17 protein-coding genes are annotated in these 19165 nt (G+C 38.9%); 13 read left to right on the top strand and 4 right to left on the bottom strand.

All coding sequences use genetic code 11. The annotated features are described in order from the left end of the window. Nucleotides 1–99 precede the first annotated feature (99 nt). From mnmE to rsmG, 3 genes are all read left to right on the top strand, one after another. On the top strand, nucleotides 100–1485 hold the full coding sequence (gene mnmE / locus RYO55_RS00185) for a tRNA uridine-5-carboxymethylaminomethyl(34) synthesis GTPase MnmE (RefSeq protein WP_314983595.1): 1386 nt from the start codon (nucleotides 100–102) through the stop codon (nucleotides 1483–1485). 186 nt (nucleotides 1486–1671) lie between these two features. Beyond that, complete coding sequence (gene mnmG, locus RYO55_RS00180; protein WP_314983594.1) at nucleotides 1672–3543, top strand: tRNA uridine-5-carboxymethylaminomethyl(34) synthesis enzyme MnmG; 1872 nt, start codon at nucleotides 1672–1674, stop codon at nucleotides 3541–3543. 119 nt (nucleotides 3544–3662) lie between these two features. Next, nucleotides 3663–4415 carry a 16S rRNA (guanine(527)-N(7))-methyltransferase RsmG gene (gene rsmG, locus RYO55_RS00175; protein WP_314983593.1) on the top strand — a complete coding sequence of 251 codons (753 nt, stop codon included), beginning with the start codon at nucleotides 3663–3665 and terminating at the stop codon, nucleotides 4413–4415. Nucleotides 4416–4720: 305 nt separating this feature from the next. Here the strand turns inward: rsmG and RYO55_RS00170 are convergent, their stop codons facing one another. The 3 genes from RYO55_RS00170 to RYO55_RS00160 are packed head-to-tail and all read right to left on the bottom strand — an operon-like array spanning nucleotide 4721 to nucleotide 8851. After that, nucleotides 4721–5578, bottom strand: coding sequence for a methylenetetrahydrofolate reductase (locus tag RYO55_RS00170; protein ID WP_314983658.1), 858 nt, complete (start codon nucleotides 5576–5578; stop codon nucleotides 4721–4723). A 21-nt stretch (nucleotides 5579–5599) separates the two neighbouring features. Continuing rightward, nucleotides 5600–8035 (bottom strand): homocysteine S-methyltransferase family protein, encoded by a 2436-nt coding sequence (locus RYO55_RS00165; RefSeq protein WP_314983592.1) that lies wholly within the window; start codon nucleotides 8033–8035, stop codon nucleotides 5600–5602. Nucleotides 8036–8083: 48 nt separating this feature from the next. Next, the gene (locus RYO55_RS00160; protein WP_004692955.1) at nucleotides 8084–8851 is read right to left on the bottom strand and encodes a hypothetical protein; all 768 of its coding nucleotides are present in this window, start codon (nucleotides 8849–8851) and stop codon (nucleotides 8084–8086) included. A gap of 897 nt (nucleotides 8852–9748) precedes the next feature. On the opposite strand from RYO55_RS00160, the gene RYO55_RS00155 reads away from it, so the two are divergent. The 10 genes from RYO55_RS00155 to RYO55_RS00110 all read left to right on the top strand — a co-directional run bounded on the left by RYO55_RS00155 (nucleotide 9749) and on the right by RYO55_RS00110 (nucleotide 18680). Then, nucleotides 9749–10519 (top strand): AAA family ATPase, encoded by a 771-nt coding sequence (locus RYO55_RS00155; protein WP_287525929.1) that lies wholly within the window; start codon nucleotides 9749–9751, stop codon nucleotides 10517–10519. A gap of 148 nt (nucleotides 10520–10667) precedes the next feature. Beyond that, nucleotides 10668–11597 carry a ParB/RepB/Spo0J family partition protein gene (locus RYO55_RS00150; protein WP_004692957.1) on the top strand — a complete coding sequence of 310 codons (930 nt, stop codon included), beginning with the start codon at nucleotides 10668–10670 and terminating at the stop codon, nucleotides 11595–11597. Nucleotides 11598–11905: 308 nt separating this feature from the next. After that, a complete protein-coding gene (gene hydF / locus RYO55_RS00145) occupies nucleotides 11906–13276 on the top strand; it encodes a [FeFe] hydrogenase H-cluster maturation GTPase HydF (RefSeq protein WP_314983591.1) in 1371 nt (456 codons plus the stop codon). A 178-nt stretch (nucleotides 13277–13454) separates the two neighbouring features. Continuing rightward, entirely contained in the window at nucleotides 13455–13976 is a 522-nt protein-coding gene (locus RYO55_RS00140) for a DUF4446 family protein (RefSeq protein ID WP_278451859.1), read from the top strand. A gap of 9 nt (nucleotides 13977–13985) precedes the next feature. Further along, nucleotides 13986–14942: a M23 family metallopeptidase gene (locus tag RYO55_RS00135; RefSeq protein WP_314983589.1), complete on the top strand. Its 957-nt coding sequence runs from the start codon at nucleotides 13986–13988 to the stop codon at nucleotides 14940–14942. Nucleotides 14943–15114: 172 nt separating this feature from the next. Further along, the gene (locus tag RYO55_RS00130) at nucleotides 15115–15693 is read left to right on the top strand and encodes a cob(I)yrinic acid a,c-diamide adenosyltransferase (protein ID WP_004694402.1); all 579 of its coding nucleotides are present in this window, start codon (nucleotides 15115–15117) and stop codon (nucleotides 15691–15693) included. A gap of 29 nt (nucleotides 15694–15722) precedes the next feature. After that, nucleotides 15723–16856, top strand: a complete 1134-nt coding sequence (locus RYO55_RS00125) for a hypothetical protein (RefSeq protein WP_314983656.1) — start codon at nucleotides 15723–15725, stop codon at nucleotides 16854–16856. Nucleotides 16857–16933: 77 nt separating this feature from the next. Further along, complete coding sequence (locus RYO55_RS00120) at nucleotides 16934–17311, top strand: GerW family sporulation protein (RefSeq protein WP_004694406.1); 378 nt, start codon at nucleotides 16934–16936, stop codon at nucleotides 17309–17311. Between the two features lie 280 nt (nucleotides 17312–17591). Beyond that, the gene (locus tag RYO55_RS00115; RefSeq protein ID WP_004694409.1) at nucleotides 17592–18050 is read left to right on the top strand and encodes an OmpH family outer membrane protein; all 459 of its coding nucleotides are present in this window, start codon (nucleotides 17592–17594) and stop codon (nucleotides 18048–18050) included. Nucleotides 18051–18158: 108 nt separating this feature from the next. Further along, nucleotides 18159–18680, top strand: a complete 522-nt coding sequence (locus tag RYO55_RS00110; protein ID WP_314983588.1) for a nitroreductase family protein — start codon at nucleotides 18159–18161, stop codon at nucleotides 18678–18680. Nucleotides 18681–18843: 163 nt separating this feature from the next. Here the strand turns inward: RYO55_RS00110 and RYO55_RS00105 are convergent, their stop codons facing one another. After that, on the bottom strand, nucleotides 18844–19131 hold the full coding sequence (locus tag RYO55_RS00105) for a cupin domain-containing protein (RefSeq protein ID WP_004694414.1): 288 nt from the start codon (nucleotides 19129–19131) through the stop codon (nucleotides 18844–18846). Nucleotides 19132–19165: the final 34 nt, after the last annotated feature.

Below are 19165 nucleotides of genomic sequence, written 5' to 3'. Positions count from 1 at the left end.
GCTAACCTAAGTTAATCTTCGCACGGGTAAGATTGGTTTAGTTTAACTTTCACAGGCGAAGAACATATAAAAGATAATAATCGAAATACGGAGATATATATGTATATAGATGATACAATAGCGGCCATTGCGACACCGCCCGGCATCGGTGGGGTTGGTATTATTCGTGTTAGCGGCAAGGATAGTTTTCCTATTGTAAATAGCCTGTTCAAGAGCACTGGCACCGTTCCTTTGATGGATCGCCAAAATAGAACGATACAATATGGGACCATTGTGGATCCAGCGACGAACAAGACCATCGACGAGGTTCTTGTGTTATTAATGAAAGGCCCTCATTCTTACACGGCGGAAGATGTGGTAGAAATTCAGTGTCACGGCGGTATTGTGCCGGTTCGACAAATCTTGAAATTACTCGTAAATCACGATGTGCGCATGGCTGATGCCGGTGAATTTACGAAGCGTGCCTTTATGAACGGACGTATCGACCTCACACAAGCGGAGGCGATCATTGATATTATTGAAGCAAAAACAGAGGACTCCCTCTCCCTCGCTGTGGCTCAGCTAGATGGAACTGTTTCGTCCTTTGTAAAAGATGTGCGAGAGCAGCTCATCGCCATGATTGCTCATTTAGAGGTAACCATTGATTATCCTGAGGAGGATATCGAAGATGTAACGAGCCAAGAGGTGCGCGAACAGTTGCAGCCTATTTTGAAAGCTATGGATGAATTGTTGTCTACAGCAAACACAGGCCGTTTAATTCGTGACGGTATTACAACGGTTATTGTAGGCCGTCCAAATGCAGGTAAATCGAGCTTGATGAACGCTCTCTTGCGCGAAAACCGCGCTATCGTAACGGATATTCCGGGGACGACACGTGACAGTATTGAAGAATATATGACCGTAGAAGGTATTTCTTTACGCCTTATCGATACAGCAGGTATTCGCGACACACAAGATACGGTGGAAGCCCTTGGTGTTGAGCGCGCTCGAGATTATATCAACAAAGCAGACATCGTGCTTTGTGTTATAGACGGGTCTACTCCTTTAACCCCTGAAGAAATCGAAATTTTGACCTCTGTGAGCGGTTTGAATACTATCGTACTCCTCAATAAGTCCGATGTGGCACAAGTCGTTACAGACGAAAATATTAAAGAACACGGAAACTTTACGGCTATCGAACGAATCAGTGCTAAAGAAGGCGAAGGCTCTGCGGTTCTTGTTAAATGGGTGCAAGAACTCGTCTACGGCGGTCGCGTAAAACAAGACAATAGCGCTATGATCAGTAATGTGCGCCACATCAGCCTCATGGAACAAGCGAAGGCTCAAGTAGAACAAGCCCTCTCCTCTATCGACATGGGCATGCCTGTAGACTTTGTGGCCACCGACCTGCGTAGCGCTTGGGAACTACTAGGTGACATCACGGGCGATACAATTAGAGAATCCATGATCGACGAACTATTCAGTAGATTCTGTTTAGGTAAGTGATGATGACAATGAGTACTTCCAAAAAGCCTCCACTGGCCGGGTCTATCCCTTCGGGATAGGGCCAAAGTCGTTTTTTGAAAGCCCTCATTGCCACTCTATGGAGAATAGGGGGGAACTCGGCCTACGGCCTCGTGATTTAAATAAAATAAGCTTTCAACATAAGTAATAATATATAAGGAAATTCATATGTACACAGTAGATAATTATGATGTCATCGTCATCGGTGGTGGTCATGCTGGTTGTGAGGCGGCCCTCGCCGCTGCCCGCATGGGTCATCGCACGTTGATGGCGACCATCAGTTTAGATAATATTGCGCTTATGCCGTGCAACCCTGCCGTGGGTGGCCCTGGTAAAAGCCATCTTGTTTACGAAGTTGACGCATTAGGCGGTCAAATGGGTATCAATGCGGATGCTACAGCTATCCAAATGCGTATGCTCAATATGGGCAAAGGACCTGCCGTTCATTCTTTGCGCTGCCAATCTGACAAGATTAAATACCAACATTTGATGAAACAAACATTGGAGAATACAGATAATCTCAATGTTAAGCAAATCATGGTGACAGAACTTAAGGTTGAGGATGACAAGGTAACAGGTATCGTTACAGAGCTTGGTGAATTTTATGGTGCTAAGGCTATTATTCTTTGTACAGGTACCTATTTGAAAGGTAAAATCCTCATCGGTGATATCGATTATGTAGGCGGTCCAAATGGTCAACGCGTAGCGGAACATTTCTCTCAATCCTTACTCGATAATGGTATTGAATTGATGCGTTTTAAGACGGGTACACCAGCACGTGTAGATAAACGTACTTTAAACCTCGAAAATATGGTAGTTCAAGAAGGCGATGCACATCATCACGCATTTTCCTTCATGGATGAATGGATTAATCGTAATGAAGATGTATGTTGGTTGACCTATACTAATAAAGAAACGCACGAAATCATTCATAGCAATATTCACCGGGCTCCTATGTACAGTGGTAAAATCGAAGGCGTTGGCCCTCGTTACTGCCCTTCTATCGAAGATAAGGTGGTACGCTTTGCCGATAAAGAACGCCATCAACTCTTTGTTGAACCTGAAGGTACAGGGACAAATGAAATGTACGTTCAAGGTATGAGTACGTCTCTTCCAATGGACGTACAATATGCGTTCTTGCGTACCATCCCAGGCCTTGAAAATGTTGAAATCATGCGCCCTGCCTATGCTATCGAATACGATTGCTTGAACCCAACGCAATTGACGCCAGCGCTTCAAGTGAAACATATTGAAGGTCTCTACTCTGCTGGTCAATCCAACGGTACATCTGGCTATGAAGAAGCGGCTGCTCAAGGCCTTATGGCTGGTATCAATGCAGCATTGTGGATTCAAGGGAAGGAACCGTTCATCCTTGCTCGCTCCGAAGCGTACATCGGTGTTCTTATCGATGATCTTGTAACAAAAGGTACAAATGAACCGTACCGCATGATGACAAGCCGCAGTGAATACCGTCTATTGCTTCGTCAAGATAATGCAGACCTGCGTCTTACAGAAAAAGGCCGTGAAATCGGTCTTGTAAAAGACGATCGTTGGGCCAAATTTACAGCAAAGAAAGCTGCTATTGAAGAAGCAATGGATATGTTACGAAATACACCTGTCAATCCGTCTAAAGAAACACAAGTTTTGCTTGAAGGTTTAGGTACAGCACCTATTAGAACAGGTATTCACGCTTATGATTTAGTAAAACGTAATGAACTCTCTTACGCCGTTGTAGCTGATGCATTTGGTTTGAAACGCTATACACCTGATGTAGAAGAGGCTGTCGATATTTCCATTACCTACGAAGGGTACATTAAAAAACAAATGGACCAAGTCGATAAAGTTCGCAAACTAGAAGAAAAAATTCTTCCAAAAGAATGGGACTACACAGAAATTAAGGGCATTTCTCTTGAAGCTCAACAAAAGCTCAACAAGATTCGTCCTCACTCCATCGGCCAGGCAAGCCGTATCTCTGGCGTCTCCCCTGCAGATGTATCTGTTCTATTGATCCAATTAGAGCAATACAACAGAAGTAAATAAAAATAGCATGTAATAATATGAATTCATGTAATAACATGCATTTTATATGAACTTTTTAAAAGATATTTCCTACAAATCTTATTGTCGTATACATATTAGACAATTCATTAGGAGTACTTATGAAAGAAAAATACGATGTGCCTATAGCACCTCTGTCTGAATTTGTTTCATATATGATGGAGCAAATGAGTCATTTTGGTTTGCCCTGTACGGAAGAGCAAGCAAAAGACTTTTACTTGTATTATGCACGTATGATTGAAACAAATAAATATCTCAATCTAACGGGTATTACAGACATGAAAGAGGTCGTGATTAAGCATATGATTGACTCCCTCTCCTGTTATGATCCTGAAATCATCAAGTCTGGTATGTCTATCATCGATATTGGTACGGGCGCAGGTTTTCCTGGTATTCCGTTGGCTATCTATGATCGTAACCTCAAGGTTACCCTGTTTGATTCTTTAAAAAAACGGCTTAACTTTTTGGAATCGGTTATAGATGAACTAAAACTGACGAACTGTACTACCTTACACGGTCGTGCGGAGGATTTGAGTCATCAAGATTACCGTGAAAGCTTTGATATTGCTACGAGCCGTGCGGTGGCACGTTTGCCGATTCTTTTAGAATGGACTGTGCCATATGTAAAAGAAGGTGGATATGTAGTTGCTTTAAAAGGAGCTATCTACGAAGAAGAAGTTAAAGAATCTAATAAAGCCCTTAGCATACTAAAAGCTACTATCGAAGAAGTAAGAACCATTACTCTGCCAACCTTAGATGATAAACGAGCAATCATATATATAAAGAAAACGGGAAAAACACCAAAACAATTCCCACGGAAACCAAAAGAAATCAAAGATAAACCATTAGTATGATTTTTACTAGTACATACCGTGTGAAACTTAATAAAACTAGCAATACAATACAAAACAAGTACAAAAAGAGGATGCAAATCTTATATTTGCATCCTCTTTCCTTTTCATTAGGAATGATTTAGCTCGTTTTCTATCCCCCTCCCCACTACCTATTAAATGATATCGTTTACAACAACATTTTAAGGAGGAGTTATTTTGATATAGGATAAATTAGTTTAAATGAAAATAGAATACCTTTCCCTAAGGACGACTTAGCTCGCTTTGGAGTCCGTGGGAAAGGTATTCTATGCAAACATTAAAATGACTTATACGTGGTCAATAATATGTAACGTTGTATCGATATCATTTAAAGGCATAATATGTACACCTGCTGCAATTTTCTTGATTTGTTCAAGTGTTTCGATAGCGATTTCTGTACCAGCCTCTTTACCACCTTTTTTCATGCGGTCCAATATTTCTTGAGTAAGGTTGATTCCAGGCACTTTTTCGTGGAGGTATGTGGCCATTTTAAAGCTTTTAAGTGGAATCAAACCGAGCATGATAGGTACATCGAATTCAGACATTTTGTCAATGTAGCGTTTTGCCTGTTCTAAATCGTAAATTGGTTGTGTTTGTACAAAGTGAGCGCCATTTTGAATTTTAGCAGCCAATTTTTGGCGTTCAATCTCTAAATCTGGAGCACCAGGATTACCAGTTGCACCGATGTAGAAGTTTGTAGGTGAGTCTAGGTCATTACCTGCAAGGTCTTTGCCTGCATTTAATGTCTTGGCAATATTGAGTAGTCCCATACAGTCGACTTCAAATACAGATTGTGCAAATGGATGGTCCCCGTTATCTGGTTTGTCACCAGTGAGGGTTAAAATATTATGCACACCCAACGCTGCTGCGCCGAGTAATTCAGATTGCAAACCGATAATATTGCGGTCGCGGCATGTAAGGTGGAAAATGGTTTCAATCTCTTTGTTATGCTGTAACAAATAAGAAAGAGAAATTGGGCTCATGCGCATTTTGGACATAGGGCTATCAGCGATGTTGATAGCATCCACCTTCCCTTTTAAACGGGCTGCTTGTTCGAAGGTCTTTTCCGCAGAACTGCTTTTGGGAGGATCCAATTCAACCGTAATGGTGAACTGCCCTTGTTGATGTTTTTCTCTTAATGTCATCATGTACCTCGTTACTATAAATTATTTTTCTAGTGTTTCAAAAAAGTCGTTAGCGTGGTTAACAGCAGCGATGCCGTCCTTAGCGTAGATATCTGCGCCCGCTTGATCTGCGTAATCTTGAGATACTACGGCGCCGCCAACCATGACCTTAGTTTTAAGGCCTGCTGCACGGATAGCAGCGATGGTATTGTCTATTTGTGGCATTGTTGTGGTCATCAAGGAACAAATACCTACTAGAGCGGCTTTGTTATCTTTAATGGCTTGTACGATAACTTCTGGGTCAACGTCCTTACCAAGGTCGATGATTTTGTAGCCATTGTTTTCAAGTAATGCCGCTACGATATTTTTACCTAAATCGTGAATGTCGCCTTTAACTGTAGCCACGACAACGGTGCCTTTATCTAAGCTTTCACTAGCAGGAATAATTTCTTTAATGGTGTTGAAAGCAGCTTGCATTGTTTCAGCAGCAAGCATTACTTGTGGTAAGAATAATTTACCAGAGCCAAACTTATCCCCTACTACGTTCATCGCTTCAGATAAACCTTTTTTCGTAAGATCTAATGGATCTATGCCATCTGCTAAGGCTTTTTTTACAAGATCAATGATAGCTTCTTTTTCACCTTGTTCTACACATGCGCGGATATTGGCTAAAGGATCATTGCTATCGAATGATTTTTTATCTGGCCCTTTAGGAGCAGAGTTACCAGGAGCAGTCGTTTCGTCTTCATAGCCGTATTCTTTAATAAATTCAGCAGAACCTGGGTCCCAGCCTAGTAAGGTAGTACTAGATACAAATGCTTTTTTTGCTGGATAATTGAGTGGATTCATAATCGGTGTTGTTAAGCCACATGCAAGGGCCATTGTTAAAAATTGACCGTTTAAGTATGGACGTTGAGGCATGCCAAAGGAGATATTAGACAAGCCCATTACTGTTGGGAAGCCAAATTTTTCTTTATATAATTGTAATGTACGTAATGTTTGGCGTGCACTATCTTCACCGCTGGCAAGTGTTAATACCAATGGATCGAGTAATAAGTCGTGTGGTTGAAGACCATAACCATAAGCGCGATTTATGATGCTTTCAGCTAAAGCAACGCGGTCCTCTGCTTTTTCAGGTAAGTCACCACTACAGATTGGCAAGCAAAGCAATGCTGCACCATACCGTTTAGCCAATGGCATTACGTGAGTAATAGACTCCTCCTCCCCATTTACGGAGTTGATGAGGGCACGACCTGGATAGTTTTTAAGAGCTACTTCCATAGCTGCTGGGTCTAATGTATCAATGGATAAAGGTGTTTCTACGAGCATGGATAATTCGAAAATAGCGCGTTCCATTAAAGGAGATTGATCCATGCCAGCTACGCCCATGTTTACATCGAGGATATCTGCGCCTGCTTCTACTTGATCTAATGCATCCCGTTTAACACGGATGAAAGAACCATCGCGTAATTCTTGAGCAAGTACTTTACGGCCCGTTGGATTAATACGTTCACCAATGATAAGTGGTTTTGTATTGTGCCCTAATTCTAACAATCTAGTACGGCTTGTAATAATTGTTTTAGGTTCGATATGAGCACGCTCTTTAGGTGTATGTGCTTTTACAGTATCGGAAATAGATTGAATATGGGCTGGTGTTGTACCACAGCAGCCACCAATATAACTAGCACCTGCATCAACGATATCAAGCATTAATGGGCCCATTTCTTCTGCTGTAAGTGGGAATACAGTTTGCTTGTTGATTAATTGTGGCATACCGGCATTTGGTTGACAGCTTATAGGTAAATTTGTAACGCTTGCAATCTCCTCGATAAGAGGTGTAATTTGTTCAGGTCCAAGAGAACAGTTGATACCAATGATATCTGCACCTATAGCTTCTACGATAGTAGTTGCTACTGCTGGCGGTGTACCAGTAATAGTACGACCGTCTTCACTGAAAGAAAATTGACAGATGATTTGAATATCTTCTTTTGTTTTTCCCGCTGCTTCACGAGCATCTAAAGAGGCTAATAAAGCGGCACGCATTTCCTGTACGTCAATAATAGTTTCAATGATGATGAAATCAACACCACCTTCGATTAAAGCCTCGGCTTGCTCGCGGTATGTGTCGTAAATATCATCAAAACTCATATTGCCTAATGGTTGTAAGAAACGACCTGTAGGACCCATAGAGCCTGCTACACGAGCAGATGGTTTAACTTCTGCAATCGCTTCTTTGGCTACTTTTACAGCAGCAATATTTATTTCTCTTACACGATCTTGTAAGTCATAATCTTCTAGTTTAAGCCCACAAGCGCCGAACGTATTTGTTGTGATTACATCACTGCCATGTTGTAAGTATTGAGCGTGAATATTCTTTACTACTTCTGGTCTTTCTACGTTAAATAGCTCCGGACAATAGCCCTCTTCTAAGCCTGCTGCTTGCAGCATTGTGCCCATAGCACCGTCAAATATATACATAAACATCTTCCTTTAACATCCTAAAATTAAAATGTTTCACGTGAAACATCACTCTGTTGGCTGACCTTTCATAGCGATGCCAGAAATATCGGCAGTAGTTTTACTACTATTCTCTTCTCCCCTATCTTGGTCGCTAACTGTTGCTTTTTCTGGTAATTTACGAGAAGCACAGTCTTGTTGTGAACAAGATGTACAGCCTCGTTTTGTTTTAATATCTTCATTTGCAGGCATTAAACCAATAATAGCTGTTACAGATTTACGTGGGAACAATAAATAATTCTCTGTAACTTGTAAACCGATTAGCTCGGTTTTAATAATTTTAGCTAATTCAGGTTGAATCTCTAGTGGCCAATTGCCATAACCAGGACTAAAACGCCATGTTGGCTTATACCCCTGTTTTTTAGCAATCGTATTGATTACTTCGTTTACCTGATCAGCTACCTGCTCTACTGCAGTTGTAGCAGCTGCATCAAGTAATAAACCCACCGTATAGTTACCTTGTTTAAATAACTGCTCACTACGAATTTCTACATCTTCACCTACTGTTACGCCTAACACGTATACCTTAGTAGATTTTTCTAAGTGTTTTTCGATAATAGACCCTTCAATTTTTAGGGGTGGATTACTTAAAATAGTCTTTGTTTCTGCATCGTAATCATATTCTTGATATACACCCTTAGGTGTAGCCAATAATTGGATTTCCTTACATGCTTCGTCAACATAATTTTGTGGGAAATCCTCAGCGTGACGAAGTCCTGCGTATCGTTTTACTTCTGCTTTATCGATGGCAGGAAGCATTCCGTTATAGATGGGCATGGAAACGCCTCCTCTTCAAAATAAAAAGCTCTGCGTGTCCGTAGAGCATGTGCTTACTGTTATCAATTGTATATAAATCTTATAAAGTAATTTTTCTAGACTCTTAAGATTATTAATCTAATTACTATCTAACTAATAGTATATAGATATGGATAATACCTGTCAAAGTATATAGGACCTGTATTCTCATATAATTTAGTAGTATATAGATATAGTTTGAAGTTATATCAAAACGCTTTTTTAGACATAAAAGTTATTGACGATAAAGTTTTTATGCATTTAATGTTAACTTTAATGTTTCACGTGAAACAATTTGTTAAATATGATCTGATTATATGTTGTTAAACGCATATAAGAGTATAGTATTAAATTAGTATATTACATTTCGTATATTATTGTTATATATAATGTTACCGATCAAAGAATGATTACTTTATACCTCTCGTTAATAGGGTTGTTCTATAAATAGAAAAATGATATAAAATATTTTTGTATATTTTTATCTGTTGGTATAGATTTATATTAAGGTAATAATTTTTTACTGTAAAAATTTTTATTGATTTTATAATTTAATGTTTTGCGTTAGACTTTAATTCTTAAATGTTTCACGTGAAACATTTAATCGTAAAACCTACAGAACATTTGATGTAATTTTTGCTATTTAGTGTTGTAAATATATAATGAAGAAATAAATTGTTATGTTTCACGTGAAACAATAAAAATTTGTATTGCAACCATATTGATAAAGCTATTTATCTATAAGCTTTATGAGTGCAAGTAAAAATAATATCGTAAATATATAATTATAAAGAATTTGATTTATAAATACCGTAATTCGCATCGTTTTATGTTATAATGAAAAAGAAATATTTTGAACGAAGCTGTGAGGTGAATTAAGTGGGCAAAGTTATAGCTATTACTAATCAAAAAGGTGGTGTTGGTAAAACTACAACATCAGTAAATTTGAGCGCTTGTTTAGCTGATGCAGGCAAGACGGTGCTACTGGTTGATTTGGATCCACAAGGTAATGCTAGTTCTGGGTTGGGTATTGAAAAAGATGATTTAGAGCTCTGTGTACATGATGTTCTAATTGATGGAGAACCAATTGCTGATATTGTACAACCTACAATGCTTGAAAACCTATTTGTGGCGCCTGCAACAATTCAACTAGCTGGTGCTGAAGTAGAATTAGTTTCCGTTGTTTCACGTGAAACAATGTTGAAAAAAGCATTAGCGTCAGTACGAGATAAATATGATTTTATCGTTATAGATTGTCCTCCATCTCTCGGGTTGTTAACATTAAATGCTTTCACTGCTGCTGATAGTGTATTGATTCCGATTCAAAGTGAATTTTACGCATTGGAAGGAGTTAGTCAATTAGTTAAAACGATAACAATTGTACAACAAACATCCAATAAAGATCTTGAAATTGAAGGCGTATTATTAACTATGTTTGATGGTCGTACAAATTTATCTATTCAAGTAGCCGATGAAGTAAAAAAATTCTTTGGTAATAAAGTATATAAAACAATTATTCCTCGTAATGTACGTTTAAGTGAGGCACCTAGTTATGGGGAGCCAATTATTGTATATGATCCAAAATCCAAAGGTGCTGATGTATATACGAAATTAGCTAAAGAGGTAATTAAAGCATCCAAAGCTAAATAAGTACTAAAACTGAACTAGTATTTAAAGTTAAGTAAGCATCTGGTGATAAGTAGGTATCAAATGCTAAATAAATTGGTTCTTTGATAGTTTAAGAAATTTACTTATTTATAATTGGTAAATATTTGTAAGGTCGAGAGAGGTTAGTTGCATGCCAAGAGAAATTAAAAGCAAGAAAAGCAAAGCGTCCGGATTGGGGAAGGGCCTTGAGAATTTAATGAAGGTTGACTCTGTAGATTCTGTATTGCCTGAAAAGGAGATACATGAACTGCCGATTTCTGAGTTAGTTCCAAATGTAGATCAACCACGTAAAAGTTTTGATGATGATAGTCTAGCTACATTGGCCGAATCAATCAAGAATCTTGGTATTTTTCAACCTATTGTGGTTCGTAAACAAAAAAATAAATATCAAATTGTGGCTGGTGAGCGCCGTTATCGTGCTGCTATGATTGCTGGATTGAAAACAGTACCAGTTATTGTTAAAAAATATAGTACAGAAGAAATGACAGAGGTTGCTCTTGTAGAAAACTTACAACGTGAAGGGCTAGATCCAATTGAAGAAGCGTTGGCCTACCAAGGTTTGATGGATACCTATAAGCAAACGCAAGAAATGATTTCTGCTCGTCTTGGCCGTAGCCGTTCATATATTGCTAATATGGTTCGTCTTTTAAAATTATGTGATTCTGTACAAAAGGATTTAATCGAAGGTGATTTGACGGTTGGTCAAGCTCGTCCATTATTAGCTTTAAGAAGTGCAGCTCAACAAATGGAAGCAGCTGAACGTATTAAAGAGGGTGAATTAAGCGCTAGACAGGCCGAGATCCTTGTTAAGTCTATGCAAAATAAATCATCTAAAGCAAAGGCTGGTAAACCTCAAAATACGGCAGAAGTTCGTGCTTTAATGGATCGTTTAAAACTAAGTTTAGGGTCCCCTGTGAATATTAAATTCCGTGCAGGCAAAAAAGTACAAGGGAAAATTGAAATTGCTTTCTCCTCTGAAGCTGAATTAGAAAGACTTATTGCATATATGGATGGGCAAGATCAAACAGAAGGTGCGGAAACAATAGAGTTTAGAGTATAATTGGCTAGCAAAAGCAAAAGCAAAAGCAAAAGCAAAAGCAAAAGCAAAAGCAAAAGCAAAAGCAATAGCAATAGCAATAGCCGGAATAATAACAACAATAACATTTACAATCTGCGGTAAAAGTGTAGTCTACGGGCTGCGCTTTTACTATATTTAAGAAATCTTGTTAAATAATACGTTTAAAAATACGATAAAATAATAGGATTAAATAATAGAATAGATAATAAGAATAAATAATAAAATAAGTTATGCGAAACTTTATATTATACTTTGTAAGATATATAAAAGTTGAGTAACAAGGATAGAGTATGGAACAAACACCTAAGGCAAATCGTATACATATTGGTTTTTTTGGCCGTTGTAATGCGGGAAAGTCTACATTGATTAATATGCTAACTGATCAGCCTGTATCGTTAGTGTCCGATGTGGCAGGGACTACAACTGATCCTGTGAGTAAAGCTATGGAAATCTTGCCACTCGGCCCTGTGGTGATTACTGATACAGCTGGTATAGACGATACAACTAAATTAGGTACATTGCGCATGGAGAAAACAGAAGAGGTTCTGAAAAAAATTAATCTTGCTGTTTATGTGCTTCGCACTGATGAAGAACCAACTTCGGATGATATGCATTGGTTAGGTCTTTTAAAACAAAATAATGTACCTATCGCACTTTTTATAAATGAAATTAATTCGACTAAATTCGATAAGCATTTATATAAAAACGATATGGATGAGCTTAAAGAGAATATAGTAAAGTCTAAAGGAACTATAAAAGAATCCGTAGACAATATAAGTAAAGTTACAAACAATTTAGATGATTCTAAAGATATTGTCGGAAAAGTTATAGTGGGGGAGGGCTATATAGCTGCCAATACAGGCTTATCAGACTTAGCTACTGTTATTGGTTCTGCTGACTTCACATCTGATGCTAAGCGCTTAGAGTTGCTTGATCTACTCGGTGGGCTAACACCACTTGATGTAGAAGGGGAGCAAACTCTTTTACAAGGTTTAGTTGAAGAGGGGGATACAATTATTCTTGTATGTCCTATCGATAGTGCTGCACCAAAGGGGCGACTTATTTTGCCACAGGTGCAGACTATCCGGGAAATTCTCGATCATAAAGGCTTAGCATTAGTCTGTCAAACAGAAGAATTACCGGCTATGATTCACTCTCTTAAGAATCCACCTAAAATGGTAATCTGTGACTCTCAAGCATTTGATCGGGTTGATGAGTTGACCCCCGATTCGATTCCATTGACGTCCTTTTCTATTTTGATGGCACGGTTCAAGGGGAAATTACAGGATTTGGTAACTGGTGTTAAGGCTATTAAAAATTTGAAAGCTGGCTCCAAGGTGCTTATCAGTGAAGGTTGTACACATCGTCGTCAATGCGATGATATTGGGACTGTAAAAATACCTAATCTTTTAAAGAAGCAAGGTCATACAGATTTACAGTTAGAATTCACTAGTGGGGGAGCATTCCCAAAGGATGTATCTCAGTATGATTTGATTATCCACTGTGGAGCTTGTATGCTCACACGCCGTGAGGTGTTGCGACGTATTGAATGCGCTGTTGTACAAGGTACGCCCATCGTAAATTACGGTGTACTCATAGCATCCCTACATGGTATACTAGAACGAGCAATAAGCCCATTTGTTGACGAACTAGAGGGCTAAAACATAGGATTGTAATATGTATCTGATACATACATACTTGTTATATAAATTATTACATAGGTATCGTTTATTTATATTAGATATATTAAATTAAATTGCATGCAGTCATTTAACTTTCACAATAGAAGTGGTATAATTAACTGTTGGAGTTTTGATGATTGTATAGGAAGGAAAATACATGTTCGAATCGATTCAACCGTGGATAGGCATGGTTACCATCGTTCTTGTTATAGTGTTATTCGTATATTGTGTAATCTTACACATCCGTTTAGGTAGCTTGAAAAAGAAATACGATTTCTTTATGCAAGGGGAGCATGGTGCGAGCCTAGAACGTAAATTATCTGTAGAGGTTAGTGAAATTCGCGATGCTGCGAAGGGCCTTGAGTCCTTGTTATCCGAGCAAGTGGCAATCCGCAATATTCAGAGCAATACGTTACAAAAAATTGGTTTTATTAAGTATAATGCCTTTGAAAATATCGGGAATGATTTGTCCTTTGCTCTTACCTTGCTAGATGGCAACAATAATGGCATCTGTATCTCCAGTATTTACGGTCGTAATGAATCTCGTATTTTTAGTAAACCTATTGTGAAAGGTAAAAGTTTAGTAAGTCTTTCACAAGAGGAATTAGAAAGTTTGAACGAAGCGTTGGGTGAGCGTACCAATGAGGAAGCGTTGACGAGCGCTATCGTCTCGAAATAAGGAAGTTTTATGTTGAAATTACCGGCATTCATTTCAAACAAAGTTGAAAGAAATGGTGACAACTGCATATTGACATTAACTACCAAACAAGCGAAACTCGTTGCCATTATTGGTTCTGTAGTATTGGTCTTGGCATTGGTACTCGGTATTTGGGGCATCGTGCGTCAGGCTGAGATTGTGCAATTACGACAACAAACGCAATTGCAATCGGAACAGTTGAAATTGTTACAACAAAAAACAGAGGTTCTGGATAAGAAAATTCAAAACTTAAATCAAATTAGTGAAGAGAATAAGCAAATGTTAAAGGGTGCTGAATCTGGTACACCAGCTCAAGGTGGCGGGGATGGTAGCGACCCAAAGCAGGAAGCCGCTGATAATAGCGAAGTACAGACGTTAACAGCGGCACAATTATCGGCTCGACTGTCCAAAATGGATAAGGAAGCACAAAAATTGCTTGTTAGCTTCTATACGATGCGCAATATTCTTCGTGATGGTGGCGCACAAGATTTGATGGCATTACAATCCATCAACTTCTCCGCTGGTTCTGGTGGTGCTGTGAATAGTACGACACCTAGTATTTGGCCGAGTAAGGGTGTTATTACATCTCCATTTGGTAGCCGTGTTGATCCAGTTACGGGTGCTATTGGTGCATTCCATGAAGGTATCGATATTGCCGATGACTATGGTTCCCAAATCGTAGCTACTGCGGCAGGGGTGGTAACCTTTGCAGGGTATACAAGCGGCGGTTATGGTAACCTCGTTGAAATCGATCATGGCAATGGATTTGTTACCCGTTATGGCCATAATAGTGCCGTATTGGTAACAGTAGGGATGAGCGTGAAACAAGGTCAAACCATAGCTTTGATGGGTAGTACTGGTAAAAGTACGGGTGCCCACGTTCACTACGAGGTACGCCTCAACAATACACCTGTAGATCCTATGATTTTCTTACCAATTAGCAATTAGATACGCAAAATCAATTGTGATACACGTAAATCAAATACTATATACTCAAAATTAAATACAATACATATGAAAAGAACTTGTTATGCGTGCACATGCGCTTATAGCAAGTTCTTTTTCTTTCTTTTTGTATATATATATTGTAAAATAAAAGTATATGAACGGAGGTATATCTATGAAGGCCTATGTACAAGTTTATACCGGTGAAGGCAAGGGCAAAACGACTGCCGCAATTGGCCTAGCTATTCGTGCCATCGGCGCTGGCAAGAAAGTCCTCTTCTTACAATTTATGAAATCTAAAGTATATAGTGAACATACTATTTTACCTACCTTAACAAATTTAACGTTAGAAACTGTGGGCAAGCCATTCTTTATCATCAAAGAAGGGATGAAGAGTAAGGATGAACTTGCTAAATGGGGTGATGAAGTCGTTGTCTTTGAGTCTGGTAATCCTCCGAAGGATTATGTAGCTCTCATTGAAAAAGGCTATGAACGTGCACTCGCTGCGATTAGCAGTGGTGAGTACGATCTCGTTGTACTTGATGAGTACAATATGGCTCTCTTCTTTGAACTCATTACATGGGATAAAACTAAAGCTTTACTCGATGCTCGTCATCCAGAAACGGAACTCGTATTTACGGGCCGTGGGGCCCCTCAAGAATTAATTGATGAGGCAGATCTCGTAACGGAGATGAAAGAGATTAAACATTACTACCTACAAGGTGTAATGGCTCGAAAAGGTATTGAAAACTAATCATAGGAACACCTAAGGAGGTGATGTGGTTGAGTACAGTGGCTATTGTGGTCCTCGTTATTGTGGCCATTATTGTAGCACTCATCTTGACTATCCTACTGGCACCAATCACATATAGCATCGAAATTGATGGACGGTCGCCATATCGTGGTGAGCTGCGCATCAAATGGCTGTGGCGCGTATTTTCACTCCACTTAGCGTACATTCAAAATAAACCATTTTTTAAGGAATTATACGTTTTAGGTGTACTTAAGATCGGTCCTGTGAAAGATTATGAACAATGGCTTGAAAATCGTGTAGATGAAGAATATCAAAAGGTAATGGACGATGATGGCGACATGGCAGGAGCCTTTGCAAAGGCTATGCAAGGAGGCGGACAAGGTCCAACTACAAGTTCCAGCGGCACAAGCTTTGATGACTTGAAGAGCGCCCAAGGCTCCAGTACAATCTTTGATGATGAAGAATCACCAGGGGCGGGGAGCTCACCTAGGGCAAAGGAGCACATTGAGCGACCTGATGCGGTTTCTAAGGATATGGATGCACAAGCTCGTGCTGATCGGTATGACTCGATTCAACAAGATCCAACGGCTCACATTCAAGATGATGATGAAGTAGTAAGTCGTGTTACTTTTAATAGTGACGGATCTATCAAGGAAAAGGTATTTACGAAGGTAAATGATATTAAAACGACTGTGAAACAACGTTTTGGAAAGCTTGATCCTAATGATCCGGTAGCATCCTTCAAGTCTGAAATTCCTACATTCTGGTTTATGAAACACTTGAGAAATACAGAGCTGTGGCGTCAGATATTCCTTGTGTCGAAACGATGCTATAACCACTCTAAACCACGTGATATGGCTATAGAGGGCCGATTTGGTATTGGCGATCCGTATCGGATGGGGCTTATTGCATCTATGTTGTATAGCATTTGGCCTGAGCAAGCAGAGTCTATTGAGATAGATTATGTGAACTGGGCAGCTGAAGGCAGTGGTTATATCAAAGGTCGTATGATTCTTGCCGTATTGGCGTGGTATGGTACTAGATTTTTGGTATCTAAACCCATGCGTTCCCTATTGGGTGAAAGTGCTCGTGTCTTCTGGGTTAAACGGAAGGAAGCAAAGCAACTAGCAAAGCTAAAAGCCGCACAAGGCCAAACAGCGTAAGGATATATTATGTCAATTGAGTATATGAGCTGTATTATTATAGCTATGATACTTTTACAAAAAGCGGAGGTACTGTGATGGAGAACAGTAATGTAAAAGAGAATTTGGAAGTCCTATTCGAGAAATTCAAAAATATGATTAAAGTGGAAACTGTAGTTGGTGAAGCTGTGCAAATCGGCGATACCACGCTCGTTCCATTCGTTGACGTAACCTTTGGTTTCGGTACTGGTACAAACCACTGCACAGCCAATAAAAATCAAGAGTCTGGCGGCGGTGGCGGTGGTGCCAAAATGGAACCAAGTGCAATCCTTGTTATTAAAGGTGACCGCATCGAATTGTTCAACATTAAGGGCAACCCTTACAGCAGCAGCTTTGATCGTCTTATCGGGTTGGTGCCTGATCTTGTATCTAAATTGAAATCCGATAAATACATCTATTTAAATGATGAACAATAATTCAGTGAATAATAAACCATTATTTGATGATAAATTATAAATAATTGGTGAAAGCCGAAATGCCCACATGTGTGTTCTGAATATGTCTGTATTGACTGCTTTAAGGGTCTCAGAGTATGCTTGTGGGTATTATTTTAAGTTCTCATAACTTTCATAAGTAGTTCATAGGTCTTTATTATGCTATTTATCATAGTCTTGTGAAAGTTAGCAAGATTTGTTATAGTAAAAATAGTACACTATTGGATTGTATAGTGACACTTTTAATCGAGGAGGATTTCAGATGAAATTATCTAAAAATTTGACTACCTTAGCTATTGTTGGTGCTATGTCTGCTACTGCTGCAGTAGCAAGTGCTGCTAACATTGGCTTAGTAAATATGAGCCAAGTAGTAAATAGCTACCCTGGCTATGGTGCATTAGATATGAAAATGCAACAAGTAGACGCTCAATACCGTCCACAAATTGAAAAAAAAGTACAAGAAATTGAAAAGATTAAAGACTCTGCACAAGCAGAAGCAGAATTCAACAAAACTGTAGCTCCATTGCTTCAAAAAGAAAACGAAGAAATCAATAAAATTGCTCAACCTATGATGCAAGCAATTCATAACACTGTTGAAGCTATCCGTGTTGAAAAACAAATGGACGTAGTATTGGATGATCCATACACAATTCGTGCTGCTGACGCAAACAGCAAAATCGAAAACATTACTAACGAAGTAATTAGCCGTCTTAAAAAATAATAAGCACAAAACCCCCTAACTGAGTAATCAGATAGGGGGTAGTTTATTGTATGGGATACTTACTGTTTAAAATATATTTTGATAAATCCGATAAAGGAGTGAGATTTAATGAAAGAATTTAAAGCATTAGCCACAGAGCGGTATTCGATTCGAAAATTCGATACTCGACCAGTGGAGCAAGAGAAGGTTGATATTTTGTTAGAAGTAGCTAGATTAGCACCTACGGCTCATAACTACCAGCCGCAAAGACTGCTTGTATTAAATTCTGAAGAGAGCTTAAACAAACTAAAAGGCTGCACAAATGGTCACTTTAATGCACCGTTGGCGATTATTGTTTGTTACGATAATACGGTGAGCTGGAAACGTGAATACGATGATGCGGATATGGGTGTTGTAGATGCTAGCATTGTAGGCTCTCATATTATGTTCCAAGTAGCCGATATGGGCCTAGGCACAACGTGGATTGCTCACTTTGATCCTGCTAAAGTACGCAAGGCATATAACTTGCCTAATCATATCATTCCTGTAGCCATCTTCCCAATTGGTTACCCTCATTCAGACTGTGTTCCTGCACCAGGTCATACGAAACGCTTTGATGTGGGGGAATTTACAATTTATAATTCCTTTTAAAAGAATGCTCTTTAGATTATGTATTATCTTGTGGGTATTTAATAACTATGGATATAACTGAACCACTAAATAGCTATATAAAACCTAATAACTATATTATTTCTTTTTAATACATACACCATATAAAAAGAACAGTTGCTTGTATCAACTGTCCTTTGGTATTTTATTCAGGTTTGTGAATGAGGTTTACAACGAACTCGCTGTCTTCTACGAGTGTTGCTTGGATGTAGTTATCGCCATTGAATTCCAATACTTGGCCTGGTACGAGTACATGTTCTTCCGTTTCGTTAAGGAACACTTGTACTTTACCTTTTACAACTGTAAAAATGACATTAGCTTCAGGGTGGTTGTGTTTTTCCACCTTTTCACCAGCTTTGCCGCCTTTTTTTACGATTACATAGTTAGGGCCTTGGAATAATAAACCTAATTCTTGATTAACTGTGCCTGCCATAATAGACCTCCTAATTCTAGCTTTTTATGTTCTG

Source organism: uncultured Veillonella sp. (assembly GCF_963551295.1).
GTDB lineage: Bacteria > Bacillota > Negativicutes > Veillonellales > Veillonellaceae > Veillonella.
The sequence above is the reverse complement of the archived record's forward strand: the minus strand, read 5'-3'. Positions and strand labels throughout refer to the sequence as shown.

Excerpts from the sequence above, each read along its gene's own strand:
- mnmE (WP_314983595.1), top strand. The coding sequence starts at position 100 with ATGTATATAGATGATACAATAGCGGCCATTGCGACACCGCCCGGCATC.
- mnmG (WP_314983594.1), top strand. The coding sequence starts at position 1,672 with ATGTACACAGTAGATAATTATGATGTCATCGTCATCGGTGGTGGTCAT.
- rsmG (WP_314983593.1), top strand. The coding sequence starts at position 3,663 with ATGAAAGAAAAATACGATGTGCCTATAGCACCTCTGTCTGAATTTGTT.
- RYO55_RS00170 (WP_314983658.1), bottom strand. The coding sequence starts at position 5,578 with ATGACATTAAGAGAAAAACATCAACAAGGGCAGTTCACCATTACGGTT.
- RYO55_RS00165 (WP_314983592.1), bottom strand. The coding sequence starts at position 8,035 with ATGTATATATTTGACGGTGCTATGGGCACAATGCTGCAAGCAGCAGGC.
- RYO55_RS00160 (WP_004692955.1), bottom strand. The coding sequence starts at position 8,851 with ATGCCCATCTATAACGGAATGCTTCCTGCCATCGATAAAGCAGAAGTA.
- RYO55_RS00150 (WP_004692957.1), top strand. The coding sequence starts at position 10,668 with ATGCCAAGAGAAATTAAAAGCAAGAAAAGCAAAGCGTCCGGATTGGGG.
- hydF (WP_314983591.1), top strand. The coding sequence starts at position 11,906 with ATGGAACAAACACCTAAGGCAAATCGTATACATATTGGTTTTTTTGGC.
- RYO55_RS00140 (WP_278451859.1), top strand. The coding sequence starts at position 13,455 with ATGTTCGAATCGATTCAACCGTGGATAGGCATGGTTACCATCGTTCTT.
- RYO55_RS00135 (WP_314983589.1), top strand. The coding sequence starts at position 13,986 with ATGTTGAAATTACCGGCATTCATTTCAAACAAAGTTGAAAGAAATGGT.
- RYO55_RS00130 (WP_004694402.1), top strand. The coding sequence starts at position 15,115 with ATGAAGGCCTATGTACAAGTTTATACCGGTGAAGGCAAGGGCAAAACG.
- RYO55_RS00120 (WP_004694406.1), top strand. The coding sequence starts at position 16,934 with ATGGAGAACAGTAATGTAAAAGAGAATTTGGAAGTCCTATTCGAGAAA.
- RYO55_RS00115 (WP_004694409.1), top strand. The coding sequence starts at position 17,592 with ATGAAATTATCTAAAAATTTGACTACCTTAGCTATTGTTGGTGCTATG.
- RYO55_RS00110 (WP_314983588.1), top strand. The coding sequence starts at position 18,159 with ATGAAAGAATTTAAAGCATTAGCCACAGAGCGGTATTCGATTCGAAAA.
- RYO55_RS00105 (WP_004694414.1), bottom strand. The coding sequence starts at position 19,131 with ATGGCAGGCACAGTTAATCAAGAATTAGGTTTATTATTCCAAGGCCCT.